This window comes from Gallaecimonas kandeliae, from assembly GCF_030450055.1.
GTDB lineage: Bacteria > Pseudomonadota > Gammaproteobacteria > Enterobacterales > Gallaecimonadaceae > Gallaecimonas > Gallaecimonas kandeliae.
In genome coordinates this window covers 2,111,942-2,127,835 of sequence record NZ_CP118480.1, presented here as the reverse complement: position 1 = coordinate 2,127,835, position 15,894 = coordinate 2,111,942, and the positions used below count along the sequence as shown (strand labels likewise).

The following is a 15,894-nucleotide window of genomic DNA, read 5'->3' as shown; positions in this document are numbered from 1 at the left end:
CCCTTGGCCCCGTCCTTCCAAACCTGGGATCCATCTGCCCTTAACCTTCCTCTGCGCCGAGCAGCTCGTATTTGCGCAGTATGCCCCGCAATTGGTGGTAGGTCAGCCCCAGGGCGTCGGCGCTGCGCTTCTGGTTGTACTGGTTGGCCTTGAGGGCCTCGGTCAGCACCTGGATCTCGAATTCCTGGGTCAGGTTCTTGAAGTCCAAAGGGAAACGTAGCGAAGAGCCGGCCGGCTTGGCCACCGCTACCGGCGCCTGGGTCTCCTGGGCCTTGGGTTGGCGATCGGTGGTGCGCACCTGGGTCTGGGGCCGCCAGGGGGACTCGAAGGGATCCAGCACTATCTGGTGCACCGGCAGGTCCGGGTTGTCGTGGCGGTAGACGCTGCGCTCCACCACGTTCTTGAGTTCGCGGATGTTGCCGGGCCAGTCGTAATCCAGTATCAGCTGCTGGGCCTTGCGGGTGAAGCCGGAGAACAGCGGCTGGCCCAGCTGGCGGGCCATGTTGATGGCGAAGTTCTCGGCCAGCATCAGTATGTCTTCCCGGCGCTCACGCAGGGGCGGCAGGGTGATGACGTCGAAGGCCAGGCGGTCCAGCAGGTCGGCGCGAAAGGCCCCCTGTTCGGCCAGGGTCGGCAGATCTTCGTTGGTGGCGCAGATGAGGCGCACGTCCGTCTTCAAGGTCTGGGAGCCGCCCACCCGCTCGTACTCGCCATATTCGATGACCCGCAGCAGCTTTTCCTGGATAAGGCCGGAGGTGTTGGCCAGCTCGTCCAGGAAGAGGGTGCCGCCATCGGCCCGCTCGAAACGACCGCTGTGGCGTTTGGCGGCGCCGGTGAAGGCGCCCTGGTCGTAGCCGAACAGTTCGGATTCCAGCAGGTTCTCGTTCAGTGCCGCGCAGTTGAGCTTGAGGTAGCTCTGGTCCCAGCGGCTGGACAGGAAGTGCAGACGTTCGGCAATGAGTTCCTTACCCGTCCCCCTTTCCCCTATGATAAGCACCGGCTTATTGAGGGGGGCGACTCTCGAGACCTGATCCATGACCTCCAGGAAGCTGTTGGCCTGGCCTAGGAGGTTGTCGTGTTGCCTTGGTGCCATGAGTGGTGATTTTCGCCAAATAGTGGTTGAACCTATGATAAGCCAAATCTCTTCACATAGGATCAACAAAATTTTCTTTTTTAATTCAGTGTGTTATTGTCTTTGGCAAAGTGGCACGCTTTTCGGATAAGGGAGAGCAAGGAACTCCCTTAGATCAGACGAGGAAACTGAAATGGGTATTTTCTCTCGCTTCACCGACATAGTGAATGCCAACCTGAACGCCTTGCTGGACAAGGCCGAAGACCCGGAAAAAATGGTGCGCCTGATCATTCAGGAAATGGAAGACACCCTGGTTGAGGTGCGTTCCCTGTCCGCCAAGGCCCTGGCCGAGCGCAAGGATCTGGAACGTCGCATTCAGAAGCTGGCCGAGAAGGCCAACGACTGGCAGGCCAAGGCCGAGCTGGCCCTGACCAAGGACCGCGAAGATCTGGCCAAGGGTGCCCTGGTCGAGAAGAACCGCGCCGAAGATGCCATGACGACCCTGCAGGTGGAACTGACTCACGTCGAGGAGACCATCGCCAAGCTGAGCGAGGAAGTGGGCCAGCTGAACGAGAAGCTGACCGACGCCCGCGCCCGCCAGAAGAGCATCGTCATGCGCAAGCAGTCCGCCCAGACCCGCCTGGATGTGCGCAAGCGCTTCGACGGTGGCAAGGTCGAAGACACCATGGCCAAGTTCGAACAGTACGAGCGTCGCATTGACGACATCGAAGCCCAGGTCGAGTCCTATGATTTGGGTAAAGGCAAAGGCCTGGACGCCGAATTTGCCGCCCTGGCCGCCGACGACAAGGTCAATCAGGAGCTGGACGCCCTGAAGGCCAAGCTGGCCAAGAAAAAGTAAGCTAAGGAGCAGATGATGGAGGATGTGGTTTGGGCTTTTTCGGTGCCGCTGATCATCTTTATGGTTTTCGTGGCACCCATCTGGCTCATCCTGCACTACCGCAGCAGACGCCAGGTAGGGCAGGGCTTGAGTGAAGATGAAAGGGTGCAGCTGGTCGCGCTGTCCCAGAAGGCGGAAAAGATGGCCGAGCGTATCGCCACCCTGGAACGCCTGCTGGATGCCGACAGCCCCCAGTGGCGCAACAAGGCCTAAGGGCAGGGATGCCCTGCCCAACGTGAAGGAGATCAGGCTATGAACAATGCAAGAGGCCCTCTGTACCGTTACCCCGACGAAGCCCGCCTCGGCGGTGTCTGCGCCGGCCTGGCCCACTACTTCGGGCTGGAAACCTGGCTGGTGCGGGTCTTGGTGGTCAGCGGTATCCTGCTGTCCGGTTCCTTCTTCGTGGTGGCCTATATCGCCCTCTGGTTCATCCTGGAGAAGGCCCCCGGTACCAGCAATGGCCGCAAGGAAAAGCCCATCCATGTGAAGGAGCAGGTCTGGCAGTCCGGCGAGCCGCCCCGCCAGGCCATCCACGACATCAACAGCCAGTTCGACCGCCTGGAAGGCCGGCTGAGGAGCCTGGAAAGCTACGTCACCTCCACCGAGTTCCAGTTGAACCGGCAAATCAGCCGGCTCTGAAAGGGGCGCCGCAAGGCGCCTTTCGCTTTTGGATACCTCCATGTTCGACAGTTCCAGCTTCAAATCCCTGGCCCAGGCCGCCGGCGACACCTTAAGGCGCGGCCTCGACCAGCACGTCCGGCTGGCGGTCACAGGCCTGTCCCAGGCCGGTAAGACCGCCTTCATCACTTCCCTGACCGACCAGCTGCTTCACGGCAGCCCCAGCCACCTGCCATTCTTCCCTGTCGTGGCCGAGGGCCGCTACCAGGGGGCCAGGGAAATGCCCCAGCCCCATCCGCTGGTGCCCCGTTTCCGTTATCGTGACAACCTGGCCCAGCTGACGGCAGAAAGCCCGGCCTGGGCGCCCTCGACGGACGGCATTTCCGAACTGCGCCTGCACCTGCGCTACCTGCCGGACAGCGGCCTGCGCGGCTTCTTCAAGGAGCCGGTGACCCTGGTGCTGGACATCGTCGATTACCCCGGCGAATGGCTGCTGGACTTGGCCATGCTGGAACTGGACTACGGCCAGTGGAGCGCCCAGCAACAGGTGTTGCTCAGCCAGGAGCCACGAAAGGTCCTGGCCGGCAGCTGGTGCCTTGATGCCCGGGCCTACGGTGAGGGCGGGGTGCTGGATGAAGCCAGGGCCGAAGCCCTGGCCCAGGACTATGCGGCTTTGCTGACAAGGCTTCGCCAAGAGCTGGGCCTTTACTACCTGCAACCGGGGCGCTTCCTGCTGCCGGGGGCCTTGAAAGGGGCTCCCGTGCTGGCCTTCTTCCCCTGGCAAGGGGAGCCTGATGCCACCAACCCCTGCTACCAGGCCCTGGCCAAGGTGTTCGAGCAGTACAAGCAGGAGGTGGTCAAGCGCTTCTACAAGGAGCACTTCGCCAGCATGGACCGCCAGGTGGTGCTGATCGACACCCTGGCGGCCCTTAACCATTCCCGGGCGGCCTTCCTGGATCTGCAGCTGGCCCTGACCGAGATCTTGCGGAGCTTCCAGTACGGCCGTTCCAATCTGCTGCAGCGGCTTTTCTCGCCCCGCATCGACAGGGTGCTCTTCGCCGCCACCCAGGCCGATCGCCTGACCCCTGAACAGCGCCCGGCCCTGACCAGCCTGCTGGAGGAGCTTATCCGCCCGGCCCTGGAGCCCATCCGCTATGCCGGCATCGAGGTGGGGGTCGAGACCCTGGCCGCCGTCTGCACCACCTTGGCCGGGCACAGCAGCCTGGAAGGGGAGCTGCTGCCTTGCCTCAAGGGCCGCTTAGCCGATGGCCGCCAGGTGACCCTCTTTCCCGGCGATCTGCCGGCCAGCCTGCCGGGCAGCGATTTCTGGCAGCGCCAGGGCTTTGCCTTCCCGGCCTTCGCGCCGCCCCTGGGCCTCGGCTCACCCCTCAAGCACCTGCGCATGGACAAGGCCCTGGCCTTTTTGCTTGGAGACAAGATGACATGAGTTTGCGACCCAGCCGCCTGGTGGAAGAAGAAGAGGTCCTGCCTGAGCTGCGCCAGGCCGTGGAGCTCAGCGATGCCAGCTTCACGCCGGAAGAACCCAGCGCCGCCGAACAGGGCCTGGAGCGGGCCCTGGCCCCGCGCCGCCGCCCCTGGCTGGCCTGGGGCCTGTGCTTCCTGACTCTGGGCGTCTTCGGCCAGACCGGCTACTGGCTCTACGACCTTTGGCAGAGCACGCCTGCGCTGGCGCTGCTGTTCAGCCTGGCCACAGTGCTGCTGGGGGCAGGGGCCCTGCGCGCCCTGTGGCGCGAATGGCGGGCCCTGGCTCGGCTCAAGCGCCTGGAGCGGGACGCCGACAAGGCGGCCAAGGCCAGCACCGGGGACGGGGCCCTGACCCATATCGAGCGCAGCATGAAACTGCGTGGCCTGGACAAGGGCGCCGATATGCAATCCTTCCTGGCGACCCTCTCCAGCCATGACAGCGGGGAAGAGGTGCAGCAGCGTTTTCGCCAGCAGGTGTTGGTGTCCTTGGACGACAGGGCCCAGGCCCTGGTGCGCCGCTACGCCCTGGAAGCCACTGTGCTGGTGGCGGTGAGCCCCCTGGCGCTGACCGACATGGCCATCATCGCCTGGCGCAACCTGCGGCTCATTCGCGACATCGCCAAGGTTTACGGTCTGCCCCTCGGTTACTGGAGCCGGGTGCGTCTGGTGCGCCAGGTGTTCATCAACCTCATCTATGCCGGCGCCTCCGAACTGGTGGTGGATATCGGCATGAGCACCCTGGGGGCCGACTTGCTCGGCAAGCTCTCCGGCCGTGCCGCCCAAGGCCTGGGGGCGGGGCTGTTGACCGCCCGCCTCGGTTGGCAGGCTATGCGCCTGTCGCGGCCTTTGCCCATGGATGAGGCGGAGCGCCAGCGCTTGAGTAAGGCCCGCTCGCGGCTCATCGTCGACATGGGCAAGGATCTGATGAAGCTGCCCGGCATGGTGCTGGGCCGCAGCAAGGAAAAGCTCCCCAGGGAGGATTGAAAAGAGGCGCCAAGGCGCCTCTTCTTAACTGTCTGCCCAGCGGCGGACCAGGTTGTGGTAGACCCCGGTCAGGGCCGTCACTTCCTCGCTGCCTGCGGCAGCCAAGCGCTGGATGCAGTTGTCGAGCTGGTAGAGCAGCCGCCGCTGGCCCTCGTCCCTGACCATGCTCTGCAGCCACATGAAGGCACTCACCCTGGCGCCGCGGGTCACGGGCGTTACCCGGTGCAGGCTGGTGGCGGGGTAGAGCACCAAAGAGCCGGCGGGGAGCTTGACGCTGTGGCTGCCGTAGCTGTCTTCCACCACCAGTTCGCCCCCTTCGTACTCCTCTGGCTCGGTCAGGAAGAGGGTGGCGGAGAGATCGGTGCGCACCAGGCCGTCCGGGGTATTTCGAATGGCGTTGTCGATGTGGTTGCCAAAGGCCTGGCCCCCTTCGTAGCGGTTGAACAGCGGCGGGTAGAACTTCAAGGGCAGGGCGGCCGAGACGAAGCGGGGATCGGCCAGCAGCTTGTCCATGATGGCCTGGCCCAGCTGGTTGGCGACGGCATTGTCCCGCGCCAGCTGCAGGTTGCGCTTCTGGGTGGCGGCCAGGGGCCCAGAGGTCTGGTTACCGTCTATCCAGGTTTCGCTGTCCAGCAGGCGCCGGCAGTGGACCACTTCCTCGGCAGTCAACACACCTTCGATGGCGACAAGCATGGGGTTCTCCTCATCAAAAAGGCACCGCCAGCGGCGGTGCCTGTGTTCTTGGAATGCGCCCTTAGAAACGCAAGTCGGCGGTCAGGGTCACCAAGCGGCCCGGTGCCACTGTGGCGAAATGGGCGGCATAGGCCTTGTCGAAGTAGCGCTTGTCGGTGAGGTTCTGCACGTTGAGGCGCAGCGTCATCCAGGAATTGACCTCCATGCTCGCCATGGCATCGAAGCGCCAATAGGCCGGTACCGACAGGGTGTTGGCGGTGTTGCCGTAGACCTTGGACATGTAATAGGCGCCACCGCCGACCTTGAGGCTGTCGGTCAACCCGTAATTGGTGAAGAGGCTCAGGCTGTGCTTGGCGGTGTTGGGGAAGGCATTGCCGTCGTACTGGCTGTTGATGCCGTTGCCCTCGAGGGTGGCGTCCAGGTAGCTGTAGCCACCGAACAGCTGCCAGTTGGCGGTCAGCATGCCGGACAGGCCCAGCTCGAAGCCGTCCACCTTCTGCTTGCCGACGTTTTCCTGGGGCGCGCCGCGGCCGGCTTCCACCGCCACCCTGGCGTTGTTCTTCTCGGTGCGGAACACCGCCACTGTGGCGGAGAGGGCGTCGCCGAACAGATCCCACTTGCTGCCAAGCTCTAGGCTCTTGGTGTCTTCGGGGGCCAGGTCGTCGTTGCTGGTGCTGAGGCGGTCAGCGCCGTCACCGTTGGAGGTGCCTGGCGGGTTGGAGGAGGTGCCGTAGGACAGGTAGACGCTGCCGTTACCCGCCGGCTTGTAGACAAGGCCCAACTGGTAGTTGAGGAAGCCGTCGCTGTTGCCCAGGGTCTCGCCGCCGTAAGGGGTGCTTTCGGTGTCGTACTCATCCCAGCGCAGACCCAGGCTCAGCAGCCACTGCTCGCTCAAATCGGTGCTGTTGAAGCCGTAGAGGGAGCGGCTGGTGGTGCGGGTGTGGGTGGGAGTGCCCTTGCGTTCTATGCTGCCCACCCAGGGATCGCTGGGGTTGGGGTTGGAAAGGGGAGCGCAGAAATAGCCCTCCAGCATGCCGGCGTCCTGGCAGTGGGTGGAACTGGCGCCGCTCGGCAGGATGACACCCGTGGTGACCCGGTAGCTGTCGGCGTCGGTTTCTTCCTTGGACAGTTCCAGCCCCACGGCGAAGCGGTTAGCGAGGCCCCCCAGGTGGTAGCTGCCGGACAGATCCAGGCCCGTGGCCAGGCTGTCGGTGACCGAGTAGCGGGACTTGACGCCGCGAAAGACGGTGCCGCTGGCCACGTTGCCCTTGGAGTCGTCGGGGTTGGTGACCACGTAGTCGTTGCTGGAGCGGCCATAGCGGCTGGTGCTGGTCAGCAGCAGATCCGGGCCGAGGTCGTGCTCGATTTTGATGAGGCCGCTGTCCACCGTATTGCGGCGAAAATCCCGGTTCAACAGGCCATAGAAGTTGTCCCTGTCCACCGCCGCCGGCTGGCCTGTGGCCTGGTCGTAGGGGATGCCGTAGTCCGGCATGTCGTGGCTTTCAAAATGGTAATAGGCCAGCTTGGCGCGGGTCTGGGTGGTCAGGCCCAACGCCAGGGAAGGGGCTATGCCCCAACGGTCCCCGTCTACGCCGCTTCGGCCCGGCATGTCGGCGTCATGGCTCATCAGGTTGAGGCGCACCGCCGCTTCGTTCCCTACGACCTTGTTGGTGTCCAGGGTGGCGCGCTTGAGGTTGTCGGTACCGGCGGTCAGGGACAGGTGGTTGAAGTCCCTGGCCCCCGGGGTCTTGGTGACGATATTGATGCTGCCGCCCACGGCGCCGCGACCGGCGTAGGCCGAGTTCGGGCCCTTGAAGACCTCCACCTGCTCTATGTTGAACACCTCCCGGCTCTGGGAGCCGATGTCCCGCAGGCCGTCGGCAAAGGTGGAGGACTGGGCGTCGTAGCCGCGGATGAAGGGCCTGTCACCGTAGGGATTGCCCCCTTCGCCCGAGCCCAGGGTAATGCCCGGGGTGGCGCGCAAGGTGTCGCTGAAGCTCATGGCCCCCATGTCCTGGATGAGGTCGCTGCCGATCACCGTTACCGACTTGGCGGTGTCGCCGAGGCTGTCGGTGAATTTGCTCGATTGCACCTGATCTATCTTGTAGCCCTGGTGCTGGCCCACCACTTCGATGCGCTCCACGGCGCTCTTCTTGGGGTTGCTATTGTCGGCCAGGGCCGGGGCGGTGACCGCCATGCCGAGGGCTATGGTCAACAGGGACTGGGCAGGCAAAGGGGTTTTGGATGATGCAGCCATGGTGTTCTTCTGTACTCCGTCACGTCAGGCGTCAGGGCGCCGGGTTGTCATTGGCTGCAGATGATAATCATTACCATTTATGCAATCAAGAATGATTCTCATTAAAGTGTTCAAGTGGAGGTGAGGGTGGCTGGACTTCAGGCCTTTTGGATGGCTGGAAATCCATAAATTTCTTTATTTATCAATATGATAAGTGGTAAGACCATGGCCCTATTGTGGTCATGGAAAGAGCGCTCTATGGTGGCAACGACTCTTTAACATCCGAGGTTGTCATGTCCCAGTGGACACACCCTGAAACTGCGGCCATCCATGGCGGCAAAGACCATTCCGATCCCCAGCGCGCCCTGGCCACGCCTTTGTACCAGACGTCCACTTTCGCTTTTGAGAACACCGCCCAGGGGGCGGCCCGTTTTGCCGGGGAAGACGAGGGCCCCATCTACAGCCGCCTCGGCAACCCCACGGTGGCGGAGCTGGAAAGGCGGGTGGCGGCCCTGGAAGGCATGGAGGCGGCCGTTGCCACGGCATCCGGCATGGCGGCGGTATCGGCGGCCCTGCTGGGGGTGCTGAAAAGCGGCGACCACCTGGTGGCCTCCAAGGCCGTCTATGGCTGTTCTTTCGCGCTGATGAACCACATGCTGCCGCGCTTCGGCATCGAAGTGAGCTTCGTGGACATGACCAAGCCAGAGGAGGTGGCGGACGCCATCAGGGACAACACCAAGGCGCTGTTCCTGGAGACCCCGGTCAACCCCAACCTGGAAGTCATCGATCTGGAGGCTATAGGCGCCCTGGTCAAACGCCACGGCCTTATCGGCATTGCCGACAACACCTTCCTGACCCCGCTTTTGCAAAAGCCGGTGCAATACGGCTTCGAGCTGGTGCTGCACTCCGCCACCAAGTACCTGAACGGCCACGGTGACGTCATCGCCGGCATCCTCTGCGGCAGCAGCGAACGCATCGCCGAGATCCGCGGTACCGCCATCAAGGATATCGGCGGCGTACTGGGGCCCTTCGAGGCCTGGCTGATACTGCGCGGCCTCAAGACCCTGCCGGTACGCATGGAGCGCCACTGCCAGAGCGCCCTCAAGGTGGCCCAGTGGCTGGAGGCCCATCCCAAGGTCAAGGCCGTCTATTATCCGGGCCTTGAGAGCCATCCCGGCTACCGCTTCCTCGGCGGCCAGATGCTGGGGGCAGGTGGCGTCATCGCCTTCGAACTGGAAGCCGGTCTCCAGGCCAGCGCCAATTTCATCGACCGGCTCGAACTTTTCACCCTGGCCGTCAGCCTGGGGGATGCCGAGTCCCTCATCTCCCATCCGGCGTCCATGACCCATTCCCCCTACAGCGCCGAAGAAAGGGCCATGGCGGGGATCAGCGACAGCCTGATCCGGGTCTCTATCGGCCTCGAGCACGTGGAGGATCTGGTAGCCGATCTGGCGGCCAGCCTCGACAAGCTGTAATCAATACTTTACGACCGTAAAGCCCTCGGACCAGTGCCGGGGGCTTTTTCATGACGCAGCCGCTGCGTATCGTCAGGGGGTGATGTAACGAAAAGACTACCGAGCATGAAAGGCACCCAATACGTATCGAAAATGCCGGGGCCGGATGGGCGTATCCAATACACCGAAGAAGAAAACGCCATCTGGAACACCCTGATCACCCGCCAGCTCGCCTGCATAGAAGGGCGCGCCTGCCAGGAATATATCGACGGCCTCAAGCTGCTGGACCTGCCGCTGGACCGTATTCCCCAGTTGGACGAGGTCAACGCCGTCCTTGCCCGCACTACCGGCTGGCAAGTGGCCCAAGTGCCGGCCCTGATCCCCTTCGACGAATTCTTCCGGCTGCTGGCCAACAAGCAGTTCCCGGTGGCCACCTTCATCCGCACCCGCGAAGAGCTGGACTACCTGCAAGAGCCCGATATCTTCCACGAGATCTTCGGCCACTGCCCGCTGCTGACCAACCCGGATTTTGCCCACTTCACCCACCTCTATGGCCAACTGGGCCTGGCGGCCAGCAAGGAAGACCGCGTCTTCCTGGCACGCCTCTACTGGTTCACCGTGGAGTTCGGCCTGGTCAAGACCGAAGATGGCCTGCGCATCTACGGCGGCGGTATCCTCTCATCCCCGGGTGAGACCCTGTATTCCATGGATTCCGACAAGCCCGAGCGCCAAGCCTTCAGCGTGGTGGATGCCTTGCGTACCCCTTACCGCATCGACATCATGCAGCCTGTCTACTATGTGCTGGATGCCGTACACCAGTTGTTCGACATCGCCCAGATGGACATCATGGCCAAGGTAGAGGAAGCCAGGGCCCTTGGCCTCTTTGCCCCTAAATTTCCACCAAAAGAAAAAAAAGCCAGTTAAGGAGAGACAAGTGAACGCACTTGCCCAACAAAAATGCGAAGCCTGCCAGGTAGGCGCCCCCAAGGTCAGCGATGAAGAACTGGCGGAACTGATCCGCGAGATCCCCGACTGGGTGCCTGTGGCCCGTGACGGCGTGCTGCAACTGGAAAGGGTTTATAAATTCAAGAACTTCAAGCTGGCCTGGGCCTTCGCCAACAAGGTGGCAGAGCTGGCAGAAGAAGAATTCCACCACCCTGGCATACTGCTGGAATGGGGCAAGGTCACAGTCACCTGGTGGACCCATGCCATCGGCGGCCTGCACCGCAACGACTTCATCATGGCGGCCAAGACCGACCAACTGCTCTGATCTGAGCCCCTGGAAAATGCCGCGCCTAGCGCGGCATTTTCTTTATTCCCCATGGCGTTATATGATCGCGCTCTCAACAAAAGGCCTTTGTGAGCGCCATGCGTCTGGAGATCTTCTGTGAGGACAGGCCCGGTATAGCCCGGGAAGTTCTCGATATCCTTGCCGAAAAACATATCGACCTGAGGGGCATCGAAGTCGACCCCGTCGGTAAGATGTACCTGCACCTGCCCGATCTGAGTTTCGAGGAACTCAAAACCCTGTTGCCGGCCATCCGCCGCATCAAGGGGGTCCAGGACGTGCGTACCACCGCCTTCATGCCCACAGAGCGGGATCATTTCGAGCTGGCCACCTTGCTGGAAACCTTGCCGGATCCGGTGATCTCCATCGACGACAAGGGCCGCATCCTCATCATCAACCCCGCCGCCGCCAGGCTGCTCAAGGGCAGGGTGGAGGAGCTGCAGGGGCAACTGCTGGCCAACTGGCTGTCCGGCTTCAACCTGCACCGCTGGCTGGAAGACGAAGAGCCGGCCCCTGTCACCATGCTGGTGAAGCTGGGCGGCCAGCGGCTCTTGACCGACTTCCTGCCGATCTGGGTCTGTGACGAGCAGGAACGCCAGACGTTGGCCGGCGCCGTTGTCACCGCCAAGACGCCGCACCGCCTCAACTCCCAGCTCAACCAGGCCCAGGAATCCACGGCTTCCCTGGACGCCATACTGGCCCAGTCGTCGGTGATGAAGCGCCTTATTCGCCAGGCCAAGAAACTGGCCCAACTGGACGCGCCGCTGCTGGTGCAGGGGGAGACGGGCACCGGCAAGGAACTGCTGGCCAGGGCCTGCCACGACAGCTCATTGCGCCGGCAAAAGCCCTTCCTGGCGCTGAACTGCGCCTCCTTGCCCGATTCGGTGGCCGAGACCGAGCTGTTCGGTTATGGCCCCAACGCCTTCTCCGGGGCCCCGGCCAGCGGCAAACGCGGCGTCTTCGAGGTGGCGGATGGCGGCACCGTCTTCCTGGACGAAGTGGGGGATCTGGCCCCGGCCATCCAGGTGAAACTGCTGCGCCTCTTGCAGGACGGCAGTTTTCGCCGGGTCGGTGACGAGGCCGAGCGCAAGGTCAATGTGCGCATCATCTGCTCCACCCAGCGGGATCTGGCAGCCCTGTGCCGGGACGGCCAGTTCCGCCAGGATCTCTACTACCGCCTCAACGTGCTGAGCCTGACCTTGCCGCCGCTGCGCGAGCGCCGCGACGACATACTGCCCCTGGCCGCCCACTTCCTGGAACGTCACTGTGCCGCCCTTGGCCGCGAGCCGGTGGCGCTGAGCCAGGCCACCCAGAACCTGCTGCTCAACTACCCCTGGCCGGGCAACGTGCGCCAGCTGGAGAACTGCCTGCTGCGGGCCGTGTCCCTGCTGGACGGCGGCCAGATAGAGCCAAAGCACCTGGAGCTGCCCAGCCAGACCCCGTCGGTCAGCCTGGGGGATGCGGCCCTGGACGGTACCCTGGACGAGGTGATGAAGCGCTTCGAGAAGAGCCTGCTGGAAAGGCTCTATCCCGCTTATCCTTCCTCGCGGCAGCTGGCCAAGAAGCTGGGGGTGTCCCACACCGCCGTCGCCAACAAGTTGCGCGACTACGGCATCAACAAGAAGAAATGAAAAGGGCCGCATCGCGGCCCTTCGCTTTTAAAGCCCCAGCTCGGAGAGGCCGGGATGATCGTCCGGGCGCCGCCCCTGTGACCAGCGGAACTTACGCTCGTGCTCAAGGATGGGCAGGTCGTTGATGCAGGCGAAGCGGTTGACCATCAGCCCCTTGTCGTCGAATTCCCAGTTCTCGTTGCCGTAGGAGCGATACCAGTTGCCCGAATCGTCGTGCCATTCGTAGGCATAACGCACGGCGATGCGGTTGCCGTCATAGGCCCACAACTCCTTGATAAGCCGATACTCCAGCTCCTTGGCCCACTTGCGCTCCAAGAAGGCCTGGGCCTCCTCGCGGCCATGGATGAATTCGCTCCTGTTGCGCCAGTTGGTGTCCAGGCTGTAGGCCTGGGCCACTTTGGCCGGGTTTCGGCTGTTCCAGCCGTCCTCGGCGAGGCGCACCTTTTCCCTGGCGGACTCGAGGGTGAAAGGGGGCAGGGGGTGGCGTACTTCGGTCATGCTCTCTCCTAAAGCCCTTGGCTGGCAAGCAGGGCGGCAGCGGCGCGTTGTGCGTCCACGGCGACGCTGGCCCGGTTTGAGACCAGGGCGTTGGTGATGGCGCCATCGATGAGCAGCAGCAGTTGGCTGGCCAGCGCATCGGGATCAAAGGCGCCCAGGGTTTGGCAGCGCAGCCTGAGGCAGTGGCGCAGCTTTTCCTTGTGCAGTTTGGCGACTTGCCGGACCGGGTCGTCCGGGCTCGACACCTCCCCTGCGGTATTGATAAAGGCGCAGCCGTTGAAGTCGTCGCTGGCGAACCAGCCTTGCAGCACCTCGAAGGCTCCCAGCAGTTGGGCCCTGGGGCCATCGAAGCGCTCCAGTCCTCCTTCGAACCAGGCCATCCAGCGCTCATCGCGACGCTTTAGCGCCGCGGTCACCAGTTGGTCCTTGGTGCCGAAGTGCTTGTAGAGGGTCTTTCTCGACACCCCGGACGCCTTGACTATGGCGTCCATGCCGGTGGCACAGATCCCGCCCTGGTAGATGAGCTGTTCTGTGCAATCGAGGAGCCGGTCGAGGGGCTCGGCCTGTGTCGTGCTGTTCATGGCTACAGGGTAGAACGATCGTTCTCTCTTGTTCAAGGCTTTTTGTCGACGGTGAAAAAGTCTCCTGTATTGCCAAGTTGCCGCCTTGTCACCCTTGGCGGGCCCTTGGCGGCTGAGGTTGGCGCTTTGTAAGCATAAGTTGCCACTTTTTGCTTTCCGTACACGTCAAGGGCGGCCCTTAACCTTGGCGCCGGGGCGCGTTATACCAAGGCTGTACAGTTGCACCACCAAACAGATAAGAGAGGAAGCACCCATGTCAGCCGATACCAGCTTCAACCCCCTGGGTACCGACGGTTTCGAATTCGTCGAATATACCGCCGCCGACGCCGAGGGCATCCAGAACCTGAAAGGTCTGTTCGAGTCCCTGGGCTTTGCCGAAGTGGCCAAGCACAAGCACAAGGACGCCTGGTTGTTCCGCCAGGGCGGCATCAACTTCATCGTCAACGGCCAGCCCCACAGCCACGCCCTGGAGTTCGCCAAGAAGCACGGTCCTTCCGTCTGCGCCATGGCCTTCCGCGTCGAAGACGCCAAGCACGCCATCGAGCATGCCGTGGCCAACGGTGCCAAGCCCTTCCAGAACGAAGTCGGCCCCATGGAGCTGAACATCCCCGCCGTCTACGGCATCGGTGAGTCCCTGCTGTACTTCGTCGACATGTATGGCGAGAAGGACATCTACACCATCGACTTCGATTTCTACCCCGATTTCAAAGAGCGCATGGCCCGCAACAACGCCGGCCTCTACGAGGTGGACCACCTGACCCACAACGTGCGCCGCGGCAACATGGCGGTCTGGGCCGACTTCTACGAGCGCATCGGCAACTTCCGCGAGATCCGCTACTTCGACATCGAAGGCAAGCTGACCGGCCTGGTCTCCAAGGCCATGACGGCCCCCTGCGGCAAGATCCGTATTCCGATCAACGAATCCTCAGACGACAAGTCCCAGATCGAGGAATTCATCAAGGAATACAACGGCGAAGGTATCCAGCACATCGCCCTGACCACCGACAACATCTACAAGACCGTCTCTGATCTGCGTGCCCGTGGCACCAAGTTCATGTCCACCCCGGACACCTACTACGAGAAGGTCAACGAGCGCGTCGTCGGCCACAGCGAAGATCTGGCCAAACTGCACGAGCTCAACATCCTCATCGACGGCGCCCCCGAGAAGGACGGCATCTTGCTGCAGATCTTCACCGACACCGTCATAGGCCCCGTCTTCTTCGAGATCATCCAGCGCAAGGGCAACCAGGGTTTCGGCGAAGGCAACTTCAAGGCCCTGTTCGAGTCCATCGAGGAAGATCAGATCCGCCGCGGGGTGCTGAGCGATGCGTAAGTGGGCCAGCATTCCTCATCGTGAAGGGGTGCACTCCCGCCAGGCGCACGCCGACCTGCCCGAAGAGGGCCTGTACGAGCGGGAGATGGGCAAGGAGGGCTTCTTCGGCCCCACCGCCCACCTGCACCACAAGCACGCCCCCACCGCCTGGACCAACTGGGAAGGGCCGCTGCGCCCACGCCTCTTTGACCTCAACGAGGTCAAAGGGGAGGGCAACAGCCCCTGGAGCGCCGAGATGGTGCTCCATAACCCCCATTGCCGCTATCGCATCTGGCGCCCCAGCAGCGCCATGGAGCGCCTGGCCCGCAACGCCGACGGCGACGATCTGCTGTTCGTCCACGACGGCGAGGCCGAGTTCTATTGCGACTTCGGGCACCTGACGTTGCGGGACGGGGATTACGTGATGATCCCCCGTGGCACCATGTGGCGCATCGAGCCCAAGGGCGAGATGTACCTGCTGCTGATCGAGGCCACCAACGGCTCCTACCAGCTGCCCGACAAGGGCATGTTGGGGCCCCAGGCCATCTTCGATCCGGCCGTGCTCGACATCCCCAAGATGGACGACGCCTTCCGCGCCCAGCAGACCGAAGACAGCTGGCAGGTCGAGGTCAAGCGCCACAACCAGGTGAGCGTCATCACCTATCCCTTCAACCCCCTGGATGCAGTGGGTTGGCACGGGGACCTGACGGTGCTGCGCCTCAACTGGCGGGATATCCGGCCGCTGATGAGCCACCGTTACCACCTGCCGCCCAGCGCCCACACCACTTTCGTGGCGCCGCGGTTCGTGATCTGCACCTTCGTGCCGAGGCCCATCGAATCGGACCCCGGCGCCCTCAAGGTGCCCTTCTACCACAACAACGACGACTACGACGAAGTGCTCTTCTACCATGCCGGTGACTTCTTCAGCCGCGACAACATCGAACGCGGCATGATGACGTTCCATCCGGCTGGCTTTACCCATGGGCCGCACCCCAAGGCCTTCAAGGCCGGCCTGGAGTATAAGAAGAAGTTCACCGACGAAGTGGCAGTGATGCTGGACACCCGTGACGCCCTGGAAGTGGGCGACGCGGCCGCCGTCACCGAGAACACCGCCTACGTCAACAGCTGGAAGAGCCCGGAGTAA

16 protein-coding genes are annotated in these 15,894 nt (G+C 62.9%); 11 read left to right on the top strand and 5 right to left on the bottom strand.

The features are described 5' to 3' along the window. Window positions 1-40: 40 nt before the first annotated feature. Window positions 41-1,093 carry a phage shock protein operon transcriptional activator gene (gene pspF, locus PVT67_RS10505; RefSeq protein WP_301493502.1) on the bottom strand — a complete coding sequence of 351 codons (1,053 nt, stop codon included), beginning with the start codon at window positions 1,091-1,093 and terminating at the stop codon, window positions 41-43. A 172-nt stretch (window positions 1,094-1,265) separates the two neighbouring features. Here pspF and pspA point away from each other — a divergent pair, with 172 nt between their 5' ends. From pspA to PVT67_RS10480, 5 genes are read left to right on the top strand one after another with little or no spacing between them, the layout of a single operon-like run. Continuing rightward, a complete protein-coding gene (pspA, locus tag PVT67_RS10500) occupies window positions 1,266-1,931 on the top strand; it encodes a phage shock protein PspA (protein WP_301493501.1) in 666 nt (221 codons plus the stop codon). 15 nt (window positions 1,932-1,946) lie between these two features. Beyond that, window positions 1,947-2,183, top strand: a complete 237-nt coding sequence (pspB, locus tag PVT67_RS10495) for an envelope stress response membrane protein PspB (RefSeq protein ID WP_301493499.1) — start codon at window positions 1,947-1,949, stop codon at window positions 2,181-2,183. 39 nt (window positions 2,184-2,222) lie between these two features. Then, window positions 2,223-2,609, top strand: a complete 387-nt coding sequence (gene pspC, locus PVT67_RS10490) for an envelope stress response membrane protein PspC (protein ID WP_301493497.1) — start codon at window positions 2,223-2,225, stop codon at window positions 2,607-2,609. Between the two features lie 40 nt (window positions 2,610-2,649). Further along, window positions 2,650-4,035, top strand: coding sequence for a YcjX family GTP-binding protein (locus PVT67_RS10485; RefSeq protein ID WP_301493495.1), 1,386 nt, complete (start codon window positions 2,650-2,652; stop codon window positions 4,033-4,035). After that, the gene (locus tag PVT67_RS10480; RefSeq protein WP_301493493.1) at window positions 4,032-5,057 is read left to right on the top strand and encodes a TIGR01620 family protein; all 1,026 of its coding nucleotides are present in this window, start codon (window positions 4,032-4,034) and stop codon (window positions 5,055-5,057) included. The genes PVT67_RS10485 and PVT67_RS10480 overlap by 4 nt, the downstream gene beginning before the upstream one ends. A gap of 24 nt (window positions 5,058-5,081) precedes the next feature. On the opposite strand, the gene PVT67_RS10475 is transcribed toward PVT67_RS10480, so the two are convergent. Both PVT67_RS10475 and PVT67_RS10470 read right to left on the bottom strand, forming a co-directional pair. Beyond that, entirely contained in the window at window positions 5,082-5,750 is a 669-nt protein-coding gene (locus tag PVT67_RS10475) for a Fe2+-dependent dioxygenase (RefSeq protein ID WP_301493491.1), read from the bottom strand. Window positions 5,751-5,811: 61 nt separating this feature from the next. Then, window positions 5,812-8,007, bottom strand: coding sequence for a TonB-dependent receptor (locus PVT67_RS10470; protein WP_301493490.1), 2,196 nt, complete (start codon window positions 8,005-8,007; stop codon window positions 5,812-5,814). 272 nt (window positions 8,008-8,279) lie between these two features. Here PVT67_RS10470 and megL point away from each other — a divergent pair, with 272 nt between their 5' ends. From megL to tyrR, 4 genes are all read left to right on the top strand, one after another. After that, window positions 8,280-9,461, top strand: a complete 1,182-nt coding sequence (gene megL, locus PVT67_RS10465) for a methionine gamma-lyase (protein ID WP_301493489.1) — start codon at window positions 8,280-8,282, stop codon at window positions 9,459-9,461. A 105-nt stretch (window positions 9,462-9,566) separates the two neighbouring features. Next, window positions 9,567-10,364: a phenylalanine 4-monooxygenase gene (gene phhA / locus PVT67_RS10460; protein WP_301493487.1), complete on the top strand. Its 798-nt coding sequence runs from the start codon at window positions 9,567-9,569 to the stop codon at window positions 10,362-10,364. A gap of 10 nt (window positions 10,365-10,374) precedes the next feature. Next, window positions 10,375-10,710 carry a 4a-hydroxytetrahydrobiopterin dehydratase gene (locus tag PVT67_RS10455; protein WP_301493485.1) on the top strand — a complete coding sequence of 112 codons (336 nt, stop codon included), beginning with the start codon at window positions 10,375-10,377 and terminating at the stop codon, window positions 10,708-10,710. Between the two features lie 98 nt (window positions 10,711-10,808). Continuing rightward, entirely contained in the window at window positions 10,809-12,359 is a 1,551-nt protein-coding gene (gene tyrR, locus PVT67_RS10450; RefSeq protein ID WP_301493483.1) for a transcriptional regulator TyrR, read from the top strand. 27 nt (window positions 12,360-12,386) lie between these two features. On the opposite strand, the gene PVT67_RS10445 is transcribed toward tyrR, so the two are convergent. After that, window positions 12,387-12,857, bottom strand: a complete 471-nt coding sequence (locus PVT67_RS10445) for a nuclear transport factor 2 family protein (RefSeq protein ID WP_301493475.1) — start codon at window positions 12,855-12,857, stop codon at window positions 12,387-12,389. Between the two features lie 8 nt (window positions 12,858-12,865). Beyond that, window positions 12,866-13,438: a TetR/AcrR family transcriptional regulator gene (locus PVT67_RS10440; protein WP_301493474.1), complete on the bottom strand. Its 573-nt coding sequence runs from the start codon at window positions 13,436-13,438 to the stop codon at window positions 12,866-12,868. 253 nt (window positions 13,439-13,691) lie between these two features. Between PVT67_RS10440 and hppD the strand changes: the two genes are divergently transcribed. Then, window positions 13,692-14,771 carry a 4-hydroxyphenylpyruvate dioxygenase gene (gene hppD, locus PVT67_RS10435; protein ID WP_301493473.1) on the top strand — a complete coding sequence of 360 codons (1,080 nt, stop codon included), beginning with the start codon at window positions 13,692-13,694 and terminating at the stop codon, window positions 14,769-14,771. After that, window positions 14,764-15,894, top strand: a complete 1,131-nt coding sequence (locus PVT67_RS10430; RefSeq protein WP_301493472.1) for a homogentisate 1,2-dioxygenase — start codon at window positions 14,764-14,766, stop codon at window positions 15,892-15,894. The genes hppD and PVT67_RS10430 overlap by 8 nt, the downstream gene beginning before the upstream one ends.

Coding starts and splice junctions, on each gene's coding strand:
- pspF (WP_301493502.1), bottom strand. CDS start 1,093: ATGGCACCAAGGCAACACGACAACCTCCTAGGCCAGGCCAACAGCTTC.
- pspA (WP_301493501.1), top strand. CDS start 1,266: ATGGGTATTTTCTCTCGCTTCACCGACATAGTGAATGCCAACCTGAAC.
- pspB (WP_301493499.1), top strand. CDS start 1,947: ATGGAGGATGTGGTTTGGGCTTTTTCGGTGCCGCTGATCATCTTTATG.
- pspC (WP_301493497.1), top strand. CDS start 2,223: ATGAACAATGCAAGAGGCCCTCTGTACCGTTACCCCGACGAAGCCCGC.
- PVT67_RS10485 (WP_301493495.1), top strand. CDS start 2,650: ATGTTCGACAGTTCCAGCTTCAAATCCCTGGCCCAGGCCGCCGGCGAC.
- PVT67_RS10480 (WP_301493493.1), top strand. CDS start 4,032: ATGAGTTTGCGACCCAGCCGCCTGGTGGAAGAAGAAGAGGTCCTGCCT.
- PVT67_RS10475 (WP_301493491.1), bottom strand. CDS start 5,750: ATGCTTGTCGCCATCGAAGGTGTGTTGACTGCCGAGGAAGTGGTCCAC.
- PVT67_RS10470 (WP_301493490.1), bottom strand. CDS start 8,007: ATGGCTGCATCATCCAAAACCCCTTTGCCTGCCCAGTCCCTGTTGACC.
- megL (WP_301493489.1), top strand. CDS start 8,280: ATGTCCCAGTGGACACACCCTGAAACTGCGGCCATCCATGGCGGCAAA.
- phhA (WP_301493487.1), top strand. CDS start 9,567: ATGAAAGGCACCCAATACGTATCGAAAATGCCGGGGCCGGATGGGCGT.
- tyrR (WP_301493483.1), top strand. CDS start 10,809: ATGCGTCTGGAGATCTTCTGTGAGGACAGGCCCGGTATAGCCCGGGAA.
- PVT67_RS10445 (WP_301493475.1), bottom strand. CDS start 12,857: ATGACCGAAGTACGCCACCCCCTGCCCCCTTTCACCCTCGAGTCCGCC.
- PVT67_RS10440 (WP_301493474.1), bottom strand. CDS start 13,438: ATGAACAGCACGACACAGGCCGAGCCCCTCGACCGGCTCCTCGATTGC.
- hppD (WP_301493473.1), top strand. CDS start 13,692: ATGTCAGCCGATACCAGCTTCAACCCCCTGGGTACCGACGGTTTCGAA.
- PVT67_RS10430 (WP_301493472.1), top strand. CDS start 14,764: ATGCGTAAGTGGGCCAGCATTCCTCATCGTGAAGGGGTGCACTCCCGC.